Annotated in this window: 15 protein-coding genes; 5 read left to right on the top strand and 10 right to left on the bottom strand. The window is 60.1% G+C overall.

The genetic code is table 11. The features are described from left to right. Nucleotides 1–72 precede the first annotated feature (72 nt). The 8 genes from AB4O01_RS02970 to AB4O01_RS02935 all read right to left on the bottom strand — a co-directional run bounded on the left by AB4O01_RS02970 (nucleotide 73) and on the right by AB4O01_RS02935 (nucleotide 6,868). Nucleotides 73–330: a hypothetical protein gene (locus tag AB4O01_RS02970; RefSeq protein WP_093437845.1), complete on the bottom strand. Its 258-nt coding sequence runs from the start codon at nucleotides 328–330 to the stop codon at nucleotides 73–75. Next, complete coding sequence (locus AB4O01_RS02965) at nucleotides 327–539, bottom strand: hypothetical protein (RefSeq protein ID WP_093437841.1); 213 nt, start codon at nucleotides 537–539, stop codon at nucleotides 327–329. The genes AB4O01_RS02970 and AB4O01_RS02965 overlap by 4 nt, the downstream gene beginning before the upstream one ends. Before the next feature lie 360 nt (nucleotides 540–899). Further along, nucleotides 900–1,079 (bottom strand): hypothetical protein, encoded by a 180-nt coding sequence (locus tag AB4O01_RS02960; RefSeq protein WP_007917967.1) that lies wholly within the window; start codon nucleotides 1,077–1,079, stop codon nucleotides 900–902. Nucleotides 1,080–1,235: 156 nt separating this feature from the next. Continuing rightward, nucleotides 1,236–2,411, bottom strand: a complete 1,176-nt coding sequence (locus AB4O01_RS02955; protein WP_460090618.1) for a lactonase family protein — start codon at nucleotides 2,409–2,411, stop codon at nucleotides 1,236–1,238. Continuing rightward, nucleotides 2,398–2,709 carry a DUF5629 family protein gene (locus AB4O01_RS02950; RefSeq protein ID WP_186624256.1) on the bottom strand — a complete coding sequence of 104 codons (312 nt, stop codon included), beginning with the start codon at nucleotides 2,707–2,709 and terminating at the stop codon, nucleotides 2,398–2,400. Before AB4O01_RS02950 ends, AB4O01_RS02955 begins: the two co-directional genes overlap by 14 nt. A gap of 100 nt (nucleotides 2,710–2,809) precedes the next feature. Further along, nucleotides 2,810–4,390, bottom strand: a complete 1,581-nt coding sequence (locus tag AB4O01_RS02945) for an aldehyde dehydrogenase (NADP(+)) (RefSeq protein ID WP_460090617.1) — start codon at nucleotides 4,388–4,390, stop codon at nucleotides 2,810–2,812. Between the two features lie 9 nt (nucleotides 4,391–4,399). Continuing rightward, a complete protein-coding gene (araD1, locus tag AB4O01_RS02940) occupies nucleotides 4,400–5,392 on the bottom strand; it encodes an AraD1 family protein (RefSeq protein ID WP_460090616.1) in 993 nt (330 codons plus the stop codon). 153 nt (nucleotides 5,393–5,545) lie between these two features. After that, a complete protein-coding gene (locus tag AB4O01_RS02935; protein WP_038368111.1) occupies nucleotides 5,546–6,868 on the bottom strand; it encodes an MFS transporter in 1,323 nt (440 codons plus the stop codon). 193 nt (nucleotides 6,869–7,061) lie between these two features. Between AB4O01_RS02935 and AB4O01_RS02930 the strand changes: the two genes are divergently transcribed. Together AB4O01_RS02930 and AB4O01_RS02925 are read left to right on the top strand one after the other, a co-directional pair. Then, nucleotides 7,062–8,798, top strand: a complete 1,737-nt coding sequence (locus AB4O01_RS02930) for an IlvD/Edd family dehydratase (RefSeq protein WP_093437804.1) — start codon at nucleotides 7,062–7,064, stop codon at nucleotides 8,796–8,798. 185 nt (nucleotides 8,799–8,983) lie between these two features. Further along, nucleotides 8,984–9,703: a FadR/GntR family transcriptional regulator gene (locus AB4O01_RS02925; protein ID WP_093437799.1), complete on the top strand. Its 720-nt coding sequence runs from the start codon at nucleotides 8,984–8,986 to the stop codon at nucleotides 9,701–9,703. 348 nt (nucleotides 9,704–10,051) lie between these two features. On the opposite strand, the gene AB4O01_RS02920 is transcribed toward AB4O01_RS02925, so the two are convergent. Beyond that, nucleotides 10,052–12,436 (bottom strand): efflux RND transporter permease subunit, encoded by a 2,385-nt coding sequence (locus tag AB4O01_RS02920; RefSeq protein ID WP_093437794.1) that lies wholly within the window; start codon nucleotides 12,434–12,436, stop codon nucleotides 10,052–10,054. Beyond that, nucleotides 12,433–13,476 carry a WD40/YVTN/BNR-like repeat-containing protein gene (locus AB4O01_RS02915; protein ID WP_460090613.1) on the bottom strand — a complete coding sequence of 348 codons (1,044 nt, stop codon included), beginning with the start codon at nucleotides 13,474–13,476 and terminating at the stop codon, nucleotides 12,433–12,435. The genes AB4O01_RS02920 and AB4O01_RS02915 overlap by 4 nt, the downstream gene beginning before the upstream one ends. Before the next feature lie 449 nt (nucleotides 13,477–13,925). On the opposite strand from AB4O01_RS02915, the gene AB4O01_RS02910 reads away from it, so the two are divergent. Genes AB4O01_RS02910 through AB4O01_RS02900 form a run of 3 tightly spaced genes read left to right on the top strand, consistent with a single transcriptional unit; the run spans nucleotide 13,926 to nucleotide 16,858 of the window. Then, a complete protein-coding gene (locus tag AB4O01_RS02910; RefSeq protein ID WP_007917992.1) occupies nucleotides 13,926–14,516 on the top strand; it encodes an amino acid synthesis family protein in 591 nt (196 codons plus the stop codon). A gap of 30 nt (nucleotides 14,517–14,546) precedes the next feature. Beyond that, entirely contained in the window at nucleotides 14,547–15,380 is an 834-nt protein-coding gene (locus tag AB4O01_RS02905) for an alpha/beta fold hydrolase (protein ID WP_320337015.1), read from the top strand. Beyond that, complete coding sequence (locus AB4O01_RS02900; RefSeq protein WP_093437780.1) at nucleotides 15,377–16,858, top strand: aldehyde dehydrogenase; 1,482 nt, start codon at nucleotides 15,377–15,379, stop codon at nucleotides 16,856–16,858. The genes AB4O01_RS02905 and AB4O01_RS02900 overlap by 4 nt, the downstream gene beginning before the upstream one ends. Nucleotides 16,859–16,864 lie beyond the last annotated feature (6 nt).

Here is a 16,864-nt window from a genome sequence, read left to right as displayed (position 1 = left end):
CGTTCCAATCGGACGCGGAGCGTCCGGGCTGCATTCCCACGCGGAGCGTGGGAACGATCAACTCCTACAGGGTCAAGCCAGCGCTTGGCACATGCCCAGTGCCATGCAATCTATCTCGAACGGCCCGAGAAAATCAGCCGAGACTTTTACCGGTGGATTGCCGGCCATCAGCCCCAGGGTATTCGCCCGTTCGATGTTGTGCGCGATGGTGTGATTGGCCTCTATGGCGCGGGCCAATGCACCTACCGAACCTTGGCCGATACCCAATAATGAAGCGCCGTTGGTGAAGAACGCTAAACCGGCGACAACCCAAAGTCTGTAGCCTTTCATGCTCCGCCAACTCCTGCGAGTTCAGCCCGGTCGACCATCACGCTTTGCGAGCGAACTTCGAACTGCACGCCGGGGTGGGCAACTTGAATCGGCGCTTCAAAACTGTGTTCCATCTGCGAGGCGATGCTGACGACCAACACCACGGCCAGGTAAAGACCGATGGCCAGATAGGCGCCGCGTTTGGCTGAATGAAGGATTGCGCTGGCCATGGTGTTCTCCCGTGGGCATGTTTCGATGTCCACAGAATCAATCAAAAAAGCCGTGGCAACCACTCAGGGTTTGCCATAGTAAACATCAGCTTCGTTGATTATTTAGCCAGTCTATTTACGTGTTGAAGAAAACCTATCAGGCCCATTTTTCGATTCGCCCACACACAAAAGCTGCCGAAGGCTGCGATCTGTTGAGTTTGCTGTATGGATCGTTCCCACGCTCTGCGTGGGAATGTAGCCCGTGACGCTCCGCGTCACTGGACGCAGAGCGTCCCTAGAGGCATTCCCACGCAGAGCGTGGGAACGATCAACAAATTCAACAGATCGCAGCCTTCGGCAGCTGTGGTCGAGGCGAAGATTTCAGTGTTGGGCTTTGTGATCCAGGGCGGCGTAGAAGTTGGCGCTCTGTTGCAGGTATTTCTGGGTGTAGCTCTGGGTGTGGGATTTTTTGCTGTTGATTTCAACGTTGGCACTGGCTGGCAGTACAACGGTAGCGGAGATGGCGGAAGCGGCAATCACGGAGAAGAGATTGAAGTTCATGGCGGTAACCCTCGTGTTCGGTTGGCTTGTTTGCCCGGTTGGGCCGTGAAGCAAACTTAACGCTCGAGGGTTGATCGCTTGAAATGCTTTGTAGCATTACCCGATATCAGCGCGATTAATACAAAGAGGCAGGCCCCGTAAACCGGGGCCTGTGGCTTATTGTCGCACTAGAAACTTGAGGTCGCTCGGCGCGTCCATCGGCAGTTTCTGCACGGTTTTGCCGAGCAGACCGGTCTTGCCATCGCGCTCGACGACGACAATTTCGTTGCTCTTCTGGTTGGCAATCAGCAGGAACTTACCGCTCGGATCAAGGCTGAACTCGCGCGGGTGATCACCTTCCACCGAGCGCTTTTGCAGTTCCTTGAGCTGGCCACTCACCGGATCAATCGCAAAGACCAGCAGTTGATTGGCGGTGCCACGGTTGCTGACGTAGAGGAACTTGCCATCCGCCGAGGCGTGCAGCGCCGCCGCAGCCTTGTCCGAAGTCGGCTGGCCGGCGGCCAGATCGACCAGTTGAGTCTGGGTCAGCACGCCGTCGTGGTAGTCGAACACCGCGACCTGCGCGCTCATTTCCATGGTCAGCCAGGCGTGTTTACCGTCAGCACTGAACAGCAGATGACGCGGGCCGCTGCCGGCAGGCAATGCCACGGATGCGGTTTTCGCTGGGGTCAACGGCAGCTCCGGGTTGGCCTTGGGATCGAATTGGTAGATGAAGACTTTGTCTGCGCCCAAGTCATTGGAGAACACGTAGCGTCCGTCCGGCGAAGAGACCGTCGAGTGCACGTGGTTCGAAGCCTGACGCTCGGGATTGACCCGGCTGGCCGGGTGCGCGCTCATCTGCACCACAGGTTTGAGTTTGCCGTCAGCACCCACCGGCAGTACCGCCAACGTTCCACCCGGGTCTTCCACCACCGAGTAGTTGCTGACGAACAGATGGCTGGCATCGCCACTGAGGCTCGAATGAGTCGGCTCGTTGCCCAGGCTCTGCACCTGATTGATCAGGCTCAGGGCGTGAGTCTTCGGGTCGATCGAATAGCTGCTGACACGCCCGACCGGGTCTTTCTGGCCGGGGCCGTTTTCATTAACCACGAACAAGCGATGCTGGTCTTTGGACAGGGTCAGCCACGACGGGTTTTCGCTCTTCACCACTTGCAGCGGTTTGGCGGCGATCTGGCCGGTGGCGCTGTCGAAGTTCATGCGATAGATGCCCTGGCTGGTGCCAGCGGTGTAGGAGCCGACCAGCAACTGGAAGCTTTCGGCGTACGCCGTGGACAGGCCCATGGCACCGACGCTGCCGGCCATCAGCAGCGGCCAGAATTTACGCATTTTCATTAGTGTCATCCTCGTCGTCGCTGCTGCTGACTACATCGCCAAGGCAGACCAAGCGGTGTTCGCCAGTGGTTTTGGTGTCGCTGGCATAACCAATGACCAGCCAGCTCTGCAGGTCTTCGTCAAACGTTGCCGCTGCAACCTGCGCCGGCGTGAATTCCCAATGCTTGGCCGCGCGGCCATCGATGCATTCGATGTGCAGATTGTCGTCTTCGTCGAGGGCGAATTCGAAGGCGTGCAAGCCGTCGATTTCGACCATGCCGCAGTGTTCGAGGGCGTTGAGAAGGGTTTGGGCAGTCATGGCAGTAAAGTCTTTCAGGGGGAAACCGGCAATGATAGCTCATTGTGGACTCAATCCCTGTGGGAGCGAGCTTGCTCCCACAGGGGATATTGGCTGTCAGTTACAACGCGTCGCGTGAGGGCTTGCCGTCGACGAGGCGCTGGATGCGCAGCGGGTTGGCGTTCTTCAGCGGCTCGGGCAGCAAGCTGTCCGGGTAATTCTGGAAGCACACCGGACGCAGGAAACGGTCGATGGCCAGCGTGCCCACCGACGTGCCACGGGCATCGGACGTCGCCGGATACGGCCCGCCATGCACCATCGAATCGCACACCTCGACACCCGTCGGATAACCGTTAAGCAGGATCCGCCCGACCTTCTGTTCCAGCAACGGCGTCAGCTCAGGGAAACGTTCAAAGTCCGCCTGCTCGCCAATGATCGTCGCGGTCAGTTGCCCGTGCAGGCCATGCAGCGCAGCGCTGAGTTGCGCCTTGTCCGCCACTTCGACAATCACCGTGGTCGGGCCGAACACTTCTTCCTGCAGCACTTCATCGCCATCGATCAACAGGCTCGCATCGGCCTTGAACAATTGCGGCTGCGCCTGATTACCCTGCTGCGGATTGCCGGCCAGATGCTCGATGCCAGGATGCGCCAGCAGTTTCTGCAAGCCATTACCGTAGCTGCCGAGGGTGCCGGCGTTGAGCATGGTTTGCGCCGGTTGATCACCGATCAAACCCGCAACCTGCTGCACGAACGCGCTGAACTGCGGCGAACGGATGCCGATCACCAGACCGGGATTGGTACAGAACTGACCGCAGCCCTGCACCACCGAAGCGGTCAGGTCACGAGCAACGGTTTCCGAACGCTCGGCAAGGGCCTGCGGCAGGACGATCACCGGGTTGATGCTCGACATCTCGGCAAACACCGGGATCGGTTGCGGGCGTGCAGCGGCCATGTCGCACAGCGCACGTCCACCTCTGAGCGAACCGGTGAAACCGACCGCCTGAATCGCCGGGTGCTTGACCAGCCATTCACCGACGCCACCGCCGTAGATCATGTTGAACACACCGGCAGGCATCGCGGTTTTTTCCGCTGCACGAATCACCGCGTCAGCGACCAGCTCAGCCGTGGCCATGTGACCGCTGTGGGCCTTGAACACCACTGGGCAACCGGCGGCCAGCGCCGCTGCGGTGTCGCCGCCGGCCGTGGAAAACGCCAGTGGAAAGTTGCTTGCACCGAACACCGCGACAGGACCGAGGCCGATGCGGTATTGGCGCAGATCAGGACGTGGCAATGGCTGGCGATCCGGCAACGGCAGATCAATCCGCGCACCGTAGAAATCGCCACGGCGCAGCACTTTGGCGAACAGACGCATTTGCCCGCTGGTACGCCCGCGCTCGCCTTGAATGCGACCGGCCGGCAACGCCGTTTCGCGGCAGACCACGGCGACGAAATCATCACCGAGGGCATCGAGTTCATCGGCAATTGCGTCGAGAAACTGCGCGCGGCGTTCGGCGCTGAGGCTGCGATAGGCCGGGTACGCGGCAGCGGCAGCTTTGGCCGCTGCGTCGACTTCCTCAACCGTGGCCTGAATGAAATCGTGCGGCAACTGTTCGCCCGTCGTGGCATCGACGGAGTGCAGTTTGACGTCGCCAGCGGCGCTGCGCTGACCACCAATGTAGTTGTGACCGAGAATCTGAGTCATGGGATCTCCTTAAAGGGTGCCGATGCTGTCCGGTTCAAATGCCGCTGGAACCGGGACGATGCCGTTGACCAGCGGGGCGCCGAATTCGGCCTGGCTGATTTCGAAGACGTCGCCCGGCTGGGTGCGGATGCCATCGGCGAACGACAGGGTCGCGGTGCCGAAGAAATGAATGTGCACATCCCCCGGACGCAGGAACTGGCTGTACTTGAAATGGTGGTATTCGAGGTTGGCGAGGCTGTGGCACATGTTCGCCTCGCCGCTGAGAAACTCGTTCTGCCAGAGCACTTCGCCGTCACGCAGGATGCGACTGGTGCCTGCCAGATGTTGAGGCAGTTCACCGGTGCGAAGTTCCGGGCCGTAACTGCAACTGCGCAATTTCGAGTGCGCGAGGTACAGGTAATTCTTGCGCTCCATGATGTGATCGGAGAACTCGTTGCCCACCGCAAAGCCCAGGCGATAAGGCTTGCCGTCGTTGCCAATGAGGTAGAGGCCGGCCATCTCTGGTTCTTCGCCAGCGTCTTCAGCAAACGGCGGCACCGGGAACGGCTGGCCCGGGCGAACGACGATACTGCCGTCGCCCTTGTAGAACCATTCTGGTTGCACACCGGCCTGCCCCGCCGCCGGTTTGCCGCCCTCCACGCCCCATTTGAAGATGCGCATGGTGTCGGTCATCGCCGCTTCGTCGCCGGCCTGCTGGTGCATTTTGTCCCGCGCCGAGGCGCTGCCCAGGTGGGTCAGGCCAGTACCGCTGACCAGCATGTGCGCCGGGTCCGGATGGTCAAGGGGCGGCAGGATGCGTAGTTGCGACAGCAACTCGGCGTAGTCGTGGCTGATGCCGAGGCCGAGGGTTTGCACTTGCTGCTCGAGGGTGTTGCCGGCTTCGATGGCGGCGAGCGCCAGCTCGCGCACGCTGCGCGCGTCTAGCACTTCGCGCACCAGATCGTTGTCGACCACGCCGACGCGGCGTTCGCGGTTGCTTAATTCGAATTGAACCAGATGCATGATTTTCTCCTATTCCCTCTAAAAACACCGCCGTTCCACTGTGGGAGCGAGCTTGCTCGCGAAAGCGGTGTATCAGTCACTCACAATGTTGAATGTGATGGCCTCTTCGCGAGCAAGCTCGCTCCCACAAGGGATTTGCGTGAATTCCAGCAGTTAGGTGCGGGTGGCGCCACGGGCGCTGGCGGCGAATTGGTCGACTGGCAGGACGTGTTTGCGTTCCAGCACGCGGTAAACCACGCCCGTCAGGATCAAACCGAACACCATCACTCCAGAGAGGAAATACAATCCCGAAGCCAAATTGCCGGTGTACTCCTTCAACGCCCCAATCACGAACGGCCCGATGTACCCGCCCAGGTTCCCTACCGAGTTGATCAAGGCGATCCCCGCCGCCGCACTCGCGCCGGCAAAGAAGCGCCCCGGCAAGGTCCAGAACACCGCCGTGCAGGAAAACAGCGCAAACGCCACCAGACACAACGCCGCCAATTGCGCCACGGGCAGCGACAGCCACGCACTCAGGAACAGGCCAATCGCGCCCAGCACATACAGAACAGCCAGATGCCCGTAACGATCATTCAAACGATCGGAACTGCGCGGCACGATCAGCAAGCCGATGATCCCGAAGATATACGGCACCGACGACACGAAACCGGTGACCAGATCGCTGCCGCCAAACTGTTTGATCAGCGTCGGCAGCCACAGACCGAGGCCATAAATGCTCAACGTCACCGGCAGATAAAACAGCGCCAGCAACAACACACGTTTGTCTTTCAGCGCATGCAGCGGATTGCCGTGGCGGGTCTGGCCGTACTCCTGCAGATCCTTTTTCAACTCACCGGTCAGCCAGTCTTTCTCGGCTTGATCCATCCATTTCACTTGTTGCGGGCCGTCCGGCAACCAGCGCAGCACTGGCCAAGTCAGGAGGATCGCCGGGGTGCCGATGACGATGAACAGCCACTGCCAGCCATGCAGGCCGAGGACGCCGTCCATGCCGAGTAAGCCGCCGGACACCGGGCCGGTGATCATCATCGCGATCGGCTGGGAGAGGATGAACAGGCCAAGGATCTTGCCGCGATGGCGCACCGGGAACCATTGGGTGATGTAGTAGAGAACGCCGGGGAAGAACCCCGCCTCGGCCGCGCCGAGCAGAAAGCGCATCACGTAGAAACTGTGCGGGCCCTGAACGAAGGCCATGCCGATGGTGATCGCGCCCCAGGTGATCATGATCCGCGCGAACCAGCGCCGTGCGCCGAAGCGTTCGAGCATCAGGTTGCTGGGGATTTCGAGAAGGAAGTAGCCAATGAAGAACAGCCCGGCGCCGAGGCCGTAGGCGGCGTCGCCGATACCGATGTCGGCGCCCATGTGCAGCTTGGCGAAGCCGACGGCGGAGCGATCCACATAGGCGATCAGGTACAGCAGGATCAGGAAGGGAATCAGTTTCAGCGTAATGCGCCGGATTAGCCGCAGTTCCTGGCTCATGAGATCGGTCTCCGATTGTTGTTTTTATAGAACCTCGGGGGACGCCTCTCACGGAAAACCGCCAGGGCCATCCCTCCGTCGAAAACGACTATATAGTATTACTAATTCACCAACAACACTTCCAAACCTAGGATTTTGCGCTTAGATTAGGCCGTAGCTGGAACACTATAGTCATACAATAAGAGAAACGATCATGTCTGATAAGAAACCCACCCTGCGCTCCGCCCAATGGTTTGGCACGGCCGACAAGAACGGCTTCATGTACCGCAGCTGGATGAAGAATCAGGGCATCGCCGACCACCAGTTCCACGGCAAGCCGATCATCGGCATCTGCAACACCTGGTCGGAACTGACCCCGTGCAACGCGCACTTCCGCCAGATCGCGGAGCACGTCAAACGCGGGGTGATCGAGGCCGGTGGTTTTCCAGTGGAATTCCCGGTGTTCTCCAACGGCGAATCGAATCTGCGCCCGACCGCCATGCTCACTCGCAACCTGGCGAGCATGGACGTTGAAGAGGCCATTCGCGGCAACCCGATCGACGGCGTGGTGCTGCTGACCGGTTGCGACAAAACCACCCCGGCGCTGCTGATGGGCGCGGCCAGCTGCGATGTGCCGGCGATCGTCGTCACCGGCGGGCCGATGTTGAACGGCAAGCACAAAGGCAAGGACATCGGTTCCGGCACCGTGGTCTGGCAGCTCAGCGAGCAGGTCAAGGCCGGCACCATCACGATTGACGATTTCCTTGCGGCCGAGGGTGGCATGTCGCGTTCGGCAGGCACTTGCAACACCATGGGCACGGCGTCGACCATGGCCTGCATGGCGGAAGCACTGGGCACTTCCCTGCCGCACAACGCGGCGATCCCGGCGGTGGATGCGCGACGTTATGTGTTGGCGCACATGTCCGGTATGCGTGCAGTGGAGATGGTTCGCGAAGACTTGAAACTGTCGAAGATCCTCACCAAGGAAGCCTTCGAAAACGCTATTCGTGTGAACGCAGCTATCGGCGGTTCGACCAACGCGGTGATTCACTTGAAAGCTATCGCTGGACGCATCGGCGTCGAGCTGGATCTGGACGACTGGACCCGTATCGGTCGTGGCATGCCGACCATCGTTGACCTGCAACCGTCGGGGCGTTTCCTGATGGAAGAGTTCTATTACGCCGGTGGTTTGCCGGCAGTGCTGCGGCGTCTCGGTGAAGCTAATCTGATCCCTAACCCGAATGCACTGACGGTGAACGGCAAGTCGATCGGCGAGAACACCAAAGATGCGCCGATCTATGGCGAGGACGAGGTGATCCGCACGCTCGACAATCCGATTCGCGCCGATGGCGGCATTTGCGTATTGCGCGGCAATCTGGCGCCGCTCGGTGCGGTACTCAAGCCGTCCGCTGCAACCCCGGAACTGATGCAGCATCGCGGCCGCGCGGTGGTGTTCGAGAACTTCGACATGTACAAGGCGCGGATCAACGATCCGGAACTGGAGGTCGATAAGGATTCGATTCTGGTGATGAAGAACTGCGGGCCGAAGGGTTATCCGGGCATGGCCGAAGTCGGCAACATGGGCTTGCCGGCCAAGTTATTGGCCCAGGGTGTGACCGACATGGTGCGCATATCTGATGCGCGGATGAGCGGCACGGCGTATGGCACCGTGGTTTTGCACGTGGCGCCGGAAGCGGCGGCCGGCGGGCCTTTGGCGACGGTGCAGGAAGGCGACTGGATCGAGCTGGATTGCGCCACCGGGCGGCTGCACCTGGACATTCCGGATGCCGAACTGGCAGCACGCATGGCCGATCTGCAGCCGCCGCAGCAGTTGTTGGTGGGCGGCTATCGTCAGTTGTACATCGACCATGTGCTGCAGGCGGATCAGGGCTGTGACTTCGACTTCCTGGTAGGTTGCCGAGGCGCTGAAGTGCCGCGTCATTCTCACTGATCACACAAATCCCTGTGGGAGCGAGCTTGCTCGCGAAGACGGCGGTACATTCAACAGTTATGTTGTTTGACCCACCGCTTTCGCGAGCAAGCTCGCTCCCACAGTTGTTCTTTACCCGCCTCAAGATTGCGCCGTGCCTGCTATGATGCGCGGCATCTCCATCGCTCAGGATCGCGCCACTCCCCATGGATTACCGCAAACCTTCCGACCGCAAAAGCATGCATTCGCGCATCGTCCAGGAACTGGGCATGCAGATCGTCTCCGGACGCTTCTTGCCCGACGACAAACTGCCCGCCGAAGCCCTGCTCTGCGAGGAGTACGCGGTCAGCCGGCCGGTGTTGCGTGAAGCCACGCGGGTGCTGGTGGCCAAGGGGCTGGTGTATTCCAAGCCTCGGGTTGGCACGGTGGTCAAGGCCCGGCGCGAATGGCACATGCTCGACCCGGACGTGCTGCACTGGCTGATGCAAAGCAGCCCGCAGAATGAGTTTTTCAATGTGCTGACCAGTGTGCGCAGCATTATCGAACCGGCGGCTGCCGCTCTCGCCGCTCAACATGCGACCGAGGCTGATATTGCCGCGATTGGCGAGGCGTATCAGCGCATGGAAGCGGCGCCGACACCGGAAGCGTTGTTGCAGCCGGATCTGGATTTCCATAGCCGGATTGCCGATGCGACACACAACGACTTGTTGGCGAACCTGTGCAATATGTTGTCGGTGGCGATTGCCGAGGCGTTGAAGCATTCGAATCAGCGGCCGAATCTGCATGAATTGGCGTTGCCGCGGCATAAGGCGATTTTGACGGCGATCGAGAATCGTGATGCGCTGGGGGCTCGGCATGCGACGTTGGTGCAGCTGGATGATGCGCGTAGTGCTTTGAGTGTTGTGCTTGGCGCTGAACTCTCCTAAGGCTGGAGACCGCTTACCCTCACCCTAGCCCTCTCCCAGAGGTAGAGGGGACCGACCGGGGGATATTTAAGAACTACACCGACTTGAACGATTTGCAGTGAATCCATAACCGACTGGCATCTCAAGTCGAATGATTTGCTTTAAATCCATAATCAACTCGGTATCTCAGATCGAATGATTTGCTTTAAATCCATAATCAACTCGGTATTTCAGGTCGATGTATCAAGCCGCACACCTCGGTCAGTCCCCTCTCCCTCCGGGAGAGGGCTAGGGTGAGGGGCTCTTGATCTTAAAACACAAAAAAGCCGCAACCCTAAGGTTGCGGCTTTGTCATTTCAGCCCTTCAGATCAATGCGCAAACAGCGAATTGCCCTTCTGCCCCGCCAGTTTCTCAGGCTTGATCAGGAACTTCGCCAGTGCCGGCAACAGCCACAGCGCACCGAACATGTTCCACAGCAGCATGAAGGTCAGCATCAGGCCCATGTCGGCCTGGAACTTGATCGCCGAGAAGATCCAGGTGCACACACCGATCGCCAGGCACAGACCGGTGAACAGCACGGCTTTACCGGTGGATTTCAGCGTCTGGTAATAGGCTTCCTGTAATGGCAGCCCCGCGCGCAGGAAACTCTCCAGACGGCTGTAGATGTAGATGCCGTAGTCGACACCAATCCCCACACCCAGCGCCACCACCGGCAAGGTCGCGACTTTCACGCCGATGCCCATGAACGCCATCAGCGCGTTGCCGAGTACCGAGGTCAGCACCAGCGGCAGGACGATGCACAGCGTCGCCGCCCACGAACGGAAGGTGATCATGCACATCACTGCCACGCAGATGTACACCAGAATCAGGATGGTCAGCTCAGCCTGCTTGATGACTTCGTTGGTGGCCGCTTCGATCCCGGCGTTACCGGCGGCGAGGATGAATTCCAGACCGTCCTTGTTATTGTCCTTGGCGAATTCCTGCACCGCGTGTACCGCCCGATCGAGGGTTTCAGCCTTGTGATCGTTGAGGAACACCAGCACCGGCGCCAGCGAGCAACTGTTGTTGTACAGACCGTCGGCGCGGGCAATCGAGTTGTTCAGCACGTCCGGGTTGCGCGACAGGGTTTCCCATTTCAGGTTGCCCTCGTTCATGCCCTTGATCATCTGCTTGGACACGGTCACCAGCGAGATCGCCGACTGCACGCCCTCGGTGTTCTGCATCTTCCACATCAGCTCATCGATCGGCGCCATGGCCTCATAACGCGAGCAACCTTCAGCCTTGGTCTTGACCATCACCACTAGCACGTCGGAACTGGTCGAGTAGTTGTTGATGATGAAGTTGTTGTCCTTGTTGTAGCGCGAGTCCGGACGCAGTTCCGGCGCGCCCTGGTCGAGGTCGCCGATTTTCAGGTTCTGGCTGTACCAGAGGCCGCCGCCGAAGGCGATCAGCGCCAGCACCACAGAGACGCGTGCGACTTTCGGATTGGCGAAGTTCGACAGCAGGCGCCAGAACGGGTGTTCGCGGTTGGCGTCCTTCTTGCTCCTGGCAATCGCGCGTTTACTGATGCCGACATAGGAGATGGCGACCGGCAGCAGAATCAGGTTGGTGAACACGATCACTGCGACGCCGATCGACGCACCAATGGCCAGTTCACGGATCACGCCGATGTCGATGATCAGCAGCGTGATGAAGCCCACCGCATCCGCGAGAATCGCGATCATCCCCGGCAGGAACAGTTGCCGGAAAGTGCGCCGCGCTGCGGTCAACGCGTTGTCGGCCTCGCTGGATTGCAGGGCGATGCCGTTGATCTTCTGCACGCCGTGGGAAATACCGATGGCGAAAATCAGGAATGGCACCAGCATCGAATACGGATCGAGCCCGAAACCGAAGAAGTGCATCAAGCCGAGCTGCCAGACCACCGCCACCAGCGTCGTACTCAACACCGCGATGGTGCTGCGTACGCAGTTGGTGAACCACAACAGCAGAATCAGGGTGATGACAAACGCGATGCCGAAGAACAGCACGACCATCACCAGACCGTCGATCAGGTCGCCGACCTTCTTGGCGAAACCGACGATGTGGATCTTGACGTTGGGATTCTGCGCTTCGAACTTGTTGCGGATCTTGTCTTCGAGTTCATGGGAGAACTTGCGGTAGTCCAGCGCGAGCAACTTGCCCTGATCTTCCGGGTCCGGGTAGGACTCCAGCAGCGGGATGTCGACGATGCTCGACTTGAAGTCGTTGGCCACCAGCCGCCCGACCTGGCCGGACTTGAGCACGTTGTTGCGCAGCAGATCGAGACTGTCTTGCGAGCCGTTGTAGCTCTGCGGGATCACTTCACCGCCGGCGAAACCCTCTTCGGTCACTTCGGTCCAGCGTACGCTCGGGCTCCACAGCGACTTCAGGCCAGAACGGTCGACGCCGGAAATGTAGAACACCTCGTCGTTGATCTGGCGCAGAGTCTCCATGTACTCCTTGGAGAAGATGTCGCCGTCCTTGGCTTCCACCGAAATGCGCACGGTGTTGCCCAGGTTCGCCAGATCGTTGCGGTGCTCCATCATCTTCTCGATGAACGGATGCTTGAGCGGGATCATTTTTTCGAAACTGGTCGACGGCCGGATCAACGTGGCCTGCCAGAACAGGAAAATACTCACCACCAGGCAGATAAGGATCACTGCCGGACGGTTGTTGAAGATCAGGCGCTCAAGAAACGTCGCCTTGTCCTGCTGAGGAGTGATCAAGGAAGTCATAGCCCCGCCTTCTTATTATTGATCTCGGCACCGTTTGGCAGCGTGGTGTGAACGCCACCCTGCCCGCTCAGAATCAGATTGCCGTCGCCGGCAGCGGTGACCGACGACAGGGAAATACGATCCGGACGGTTGAACACGCTGAAGGTCTCGCCGTTGTCGCTGCTGCTGATCACCGAACCGCCGTTGCCAACGATCACGATCGAGCCATCTTCAAGCAGGGTCGCGCCGGACAGGCCGAATTCCAGCGATCCGCGCGCAGCTTTCAGCTCGACCTGCTCCCAGGTGCTGCCGAAATCCGTCGAGCGATAAAGGTTGCCGCGCAAGCCGTAGGCCAGCAGGGTCTGCGGTTGCGCCGTGCCGATCACGCCGAACAGCGAGCCTTCGTACGGGCCTTCGAGTTTTTCCCAGGTCTGGCCGTCGTCGGCGGAGCGGAACATGCTGCCCGACTCGCCGACGATGAACAGCCCAGCGTCCTTCACCGCCGCGATGGCGTTGAGGTGGAATTGATCTTCGTTGTCGAGGCGGTCGCTGACGTCTTCCCAGTTTTTGCCGCCGTCGGTGGTTTCCAGCAGTGCACCGTACGCGCCCACGGCGAGGCCGCTGTTGACGTCCTTGAACCAGACGTCGAGCAGCGGCGATTCGCGTTTGAGGTCTTCGAATTGCTTGGCCCAGGTCAGACCGCCGTCTGCGCTGGCGAGGATTTGCGCGTCGTGGCCGACCGCCCAGCCGTGCTTGTCGTCGACAAAGTACACAGCGGTCAGCAGTTGCCGGCTCGGCACTTTGGCTTGCGTCCAGGTTTTGCCCTGGTCATCGGAATAGAGAATGTGCCCGCGATCGCCGACCGCGACCAGGCGTGCGCCAGCGTGGACGACATCGAGAATCAGGCTTTTCGCGGCTTTGGCGGATTCGGTGGCATAGACCACATCGGCTGGCGCCTCGGCAGCAACCACAGGTGCCGATAACGTGGCCAAGCCCAGCATGGAGAGTGCTGTGGCCAGCAACGCGGTGTTGCGTAACGCCGGCGGGCGGCAACGACTCATAGACCTTCCCCTATTTATTATTGTTAGGCCATTGGCCTTCAAGGGCGCCGCAAGTGTGCTCCGCTGATGACTGGTCAGAAGCATAGTCCTGAAACCCGCAATCCAGAGCCACTTCGGAAGCTGGCTCATCCTATCGGGCTTTCGAAACGTCTGACAATCGGCGCCACGTTATCTTTTGTTAACCGAAAGCGGCCGTCTGTTACGAAGAAATTCCCCTGTGGGAGCGAGCTTGCTCGCGAAAGCGGTGGATCAGCCAATAAAGAGGGTGAACGTTACGCCGCCTTCGCGAGCAAGCTCGCTCCCACAGAGGTTGGTGGTGGTTGTGGGATTTGAATACATGACCATTCGCCGGGGTGATGCGGCAAAAGTTACCGGAGGGACTTGCACGATCGGTATTATGGTATACCATCAGACGCACAGACACTCTTAATCCCCCAACGGAGCAGCTCATGAGTTTCGAAATTCGCAAGATCGTCAGCTATGTCGAAGAAACCTTCATTGAAGGCGGCAAGGCCACTGACAAGCCAGTGACCATGGTTGGCCTCGCCGTGGTGATGAAAAACCCATGGGTGGGCAACGGTTTCGTTGAAGACCTCAAGCCGCAGATCCGCGCCAATTGCTCCGACCTTGGTGCGCTGATGGTCGAGCGTCTGGTCGGCATCATCGGCGGTGCGGAAAAAATCGAGGCCTACGGCAAAGCGGCTGTGGTCGGCGCTGACGGCGAGATCGAGCACGCCTCCGCCGTGATCCACACCCTGCGCTTTGGCAATCACTACCGCGAAGCGGTCAACGCCAAGAGCTACCTGAGCTTCACCAACAAGCGCGGCGGCCCGGGCACTTCGATCCAGATCCCGATGATGCACAAGGACGACGAAGGTCAGCGTTCGCACTACATCACTCTGGAAATGCAGATCGAAGACGCACCGCGTGCCGACGAAATCGTTGTCGTGCTGGGTTGCGCTGACGGTGGCCGTCTGCACCCGCGCATTGGCAATCGCTACATCGATCTGGAAGAGCTGGCCGCCGAAAAAGCCCAGTAATCACAATAAAAGGCATTGCAGGAGCGCTCCATGATTCGGCTCACCGCTGAACTCACCCCGGCTGGCACCAGTTACCTGGCGACCGGCCAAGGCCAGCCCGTGGTATTGATCCACGGCGTGGGCCTGAACAAAGAAATGTGGGGCGGGCAGATCGTCGGTCTGTCCAGCCAGTACCAAGTGATCGCCTACGACATGCTTGGCCATGGCGCCAGCCCGCGACCAGCCAGCGGCACCAACCTGCTCGGTTACGCCGATCAGTTGCTGGAGCTGCTCGATCACCTGAATCTGCCGCAGGCAGCGGTGATCGGTTTCTCCATGGGCGGTCTGGTCGCGCGGGCCTTTGCCCTGCATTACCCGCAGCGCCTGCAAAGCCTGGTGGTGTTGAACAGTGTGTTCAACCGCAGCGAAGAACAGCGTGCCGGCGTCATCGCCCGTACCGCGCAAGCCGCCGAACATGGCCCGGACGCCAATGCCGAAGCGGCGTTGTCGCGCTGGTTCAGCCGCGAGTATCAGGCGGCCAACCCGGCGCAGATCGCCGCATTGCGCCAGACCCTCGCCAATAATGATCCTCAGGGTTACCTGACCACCTACGAATTGTTCGCCACCCAAGACATGTACCGCGCCGACGACCTGGGCAGCATTCAGGCGCCGACGCTGATCGCCACCGGTGAACTCGATCCGGGTTCGACCCCGGAAATGGCCGAGCAACTGGCCCGACGCATCCCCGGTGCGAAGGTTGCCGTGCTGGCCGAGCAACGGCATATGATGCCGGTAGAGTCGCCGCGCCTGGTCAACCAGACGCTGCTGGAATTTCTGCAATTCGCACACTCCCGACAAAACCATATAAAGGGGATCGTTGCATGACACTCGCACGCTTCCAGATGTGCATCGGCGGAGAATGGGTCGACGCCCTCTCCGGCAAGACCTTCGAAAGCCTCAACCCGGCCACGGCGCAAGCCTGGGCCGAACTGCCCGACGCTGATGAGGCGGACGTCGAACGCGCCGTGCAATCGGCACAGACTGCTTTCGACAGCCCGGCCTGGCGTGGTCTGACCGCGACTGCACGCGGCAAACTGCTGCGCCGTCTCGGTGACTTGATCGCCGAAAATAAAGAACAACTGGCGCAGCTGGAAAGCCGCGACAACGGCAAGCTGATCCGCGAAACCCGTGGGCAAGTCAGCTATCTGCCGGAGTTTTTCCACTACACCGCCGGCCTCGCCGACAAGCTCGAAGGCGGCACGCTGCCGCTGGATAAGCCCGACCTGTTCGCCTACACCGTGCACGAAGCAATGGGCGTGGTCGCCGCGATCATTCCGTGGAACAGCCCGCTGTACCTGACCGCAATCAAACTCGCCCCGGCCCTCGCCGCTGGCAATACGATTGTGATCAAGCCTTCCGAGCACGCTTCGGCGACCATTCTTGAACTGGCACGTCTGGCGCTCGAAGCCGGGATTCCGCCGGGCGTGGTCAACGTCGTCACCGGTTACGGCCCAAGCACTGGCGCCGCCCTCACCCGCCATCCGCTGATCCGCAAGATTGCCTTCACCGGCGGCGCGGCGACAGCGCGCCATGTGGTGCGCAGCAGCGCCGAGAACTTCGCCAAGCTGTCGCTGGAACTGGGCGGCAAATCACCGAACATCATCTTCGCCGACGCCGATCTGGACAGCGCGATCAACGGCGCGATCGCCGGGATCTACGCGGCCTCCGGACAGAGCTGCGTGTCGGGTTCGCGACTGTTGGTGCAGGACGAGATCTACGACGAATTCGTCAGCCGACTGGTCGAACGCGCCCAGCGCATTCGCATCGGCAACCCGCAAGAAGACCACAGTGAGATGGGCCCGATGGCCACCGCGCAGCAATTGGCAGTGGTCGAAGGTCTGGTCGCCGACGCCATCGCTGAAGGCGCGCGTTTGCGCACTGGCGGCAAGCGCCCGGCGGATCTTGGCGAAGGCTGGTTCTACGAGCCGACGCTGTTCGAATGCGACCGCAATTCGATGAAGATCATGCAGGAAGAAGTCTTCGGCCCGGTGGCGTCGGTGATTCGCTTCAAAGATGAAGCCGAAGCACTGGCGATCGCCAACGACTCACAGTTCGGCCTGGCGGCTGGCATCTGGACCCGTGATCTGGGCCGTGCTCACCGCCTCGCTCGCGATGTGCGCTCCGGGATCATCTGGGTCAACACCTACCGTGCGGTGTCGGCAATGGCCCCGATCGGCGGTTTCAAGAACAGTGGCTATGGACGCGAAAGCGGCATCGATTCGGTGCTGGCCTACACCGAACTGAAAACGGTGTGGATCAACCTTTCTCAGGCACCAATGCCTGATCCGTTTGTGATGCGCTAGGAGTCC

The sequence above is a fragment of the Pseudomonas sp. S2_E02 genome (assembly GCF_054668355.1).
Note: the sequence above shows the minus strand (reverse complement) of the source record. Positions and strands in the feature narration are given on the sequence as shown.

Excerpts from the sequence above, each read along its gene's own strand:
- AB4O01_RS02930 (WP_093437804.1), top strand. The coding sequence starts at position 7,062 with ATGTCTGATAAGAAACCCACCCTGCGCTCCGCCCAATGGTTTGGCACG.
- AB4O01_RS02965 (WP_093437841.1), bottom strand. The coding sequence starts at position 539 with ATGGCCAGCGCAATCCTTCATTCAGCCAAACGCGGCGCCTATCTGGCC.
- AB4O01_RS02970 (WP_093437845.1), bottom strand. The coding sequence starts at position 330 with ATGAAAGGCTACAGACTTTGGGTTGTCGCCGGTTTAGCGTTCTTCACC.
- AB4O01_RS02910 (WP_007917992.1), top strand. The coding sequence starts at position 13,926 with ATGAGTTTCGAAATTCGCAAGATCGTCAGCTATGTCGAAGAAACCTTC.
- AB4O01_RS02950 (WP_186624256.1), bottom strand. The coding sequence starts at position 2,709 with ATGACTGCCCAAACCCTTCTCAACGCCCTCGAACACTGCGGCATGGTC.
- AB4O01_RS02905 (WP_320337015.1), top strand. The coding sequence starts at position 14,547 with ATGATTCGGCTCACCGCTGAACTCACCCCGGCTGGCACCAGTTACCTG.
- AB4O01_RS02955 (WP_460090618.1), bottom strand. The coding sequence starts at position 2,411 with ATGAAAATGCGTAAATTCTGGCCGCTGCTGATGGCCGGCAGCGTCGGT.
- AB4O01_RS02945 (WP_460090617.1), bottom strand. The coding sequence starts at position 4,390 with ATGACTCAGATTCTCGGTCACAACTACATTGGTGGTCAGCGCAGCGCC.
- AB4O01_RS02900 (WP_093437780.1), top strand. The coding sequence starts at position 15,377 with ATGACACTCGCACGCTTCCAGATGTGCATCGGCGGAGAATGGGTCGAC.
- AB4O01_RS02925 (WP_093437799.1), top strand. The coding sequence starts at position 8,984 with ATGGATTACCGCAAACCTTCCGACCGCAAAAGCATGCATTCGCGCATC.
- AB4O01_RS02960 (WP_007917967.1), bottom strand. The coding sequence starts at position 1,079 with ATGAACTTCAATCTCTTCTCCGTGATTGCCGCTTCCGCCATCTCCGCT.
- AB4O01_RS02935 (WP_038368111.1), bottom strand. The coding sequence starts at position 6,868 with ATGAGCCAGGAACTGCGGCTAATCCGGCGCATTACGCTGAAACTGATT.
- araD1 (WP_460090616.1), bottom strand. The coding sequence starts at position 5,392 with ATGCATCTGGTTCAATTCGAATTAAGCAACCGCGAACGCCGCGTCGGC.
- AB4O01_RS02920 (WP_093437794.1), bottom strand. The coding sequence starts at position 12,436 with ATGACTTCCTTGATCACTCCTCAGCAGGACAAGGCGACGTTTCTTGAG.
- AB4O01_RS02915 (WP_460090613.1), bottom strand. The coding sequence starts at position 13,476 with ATGAGTCGTTGCCGCCCGCCGGCGTTACGCAACACCGCGTTGCTGGCC.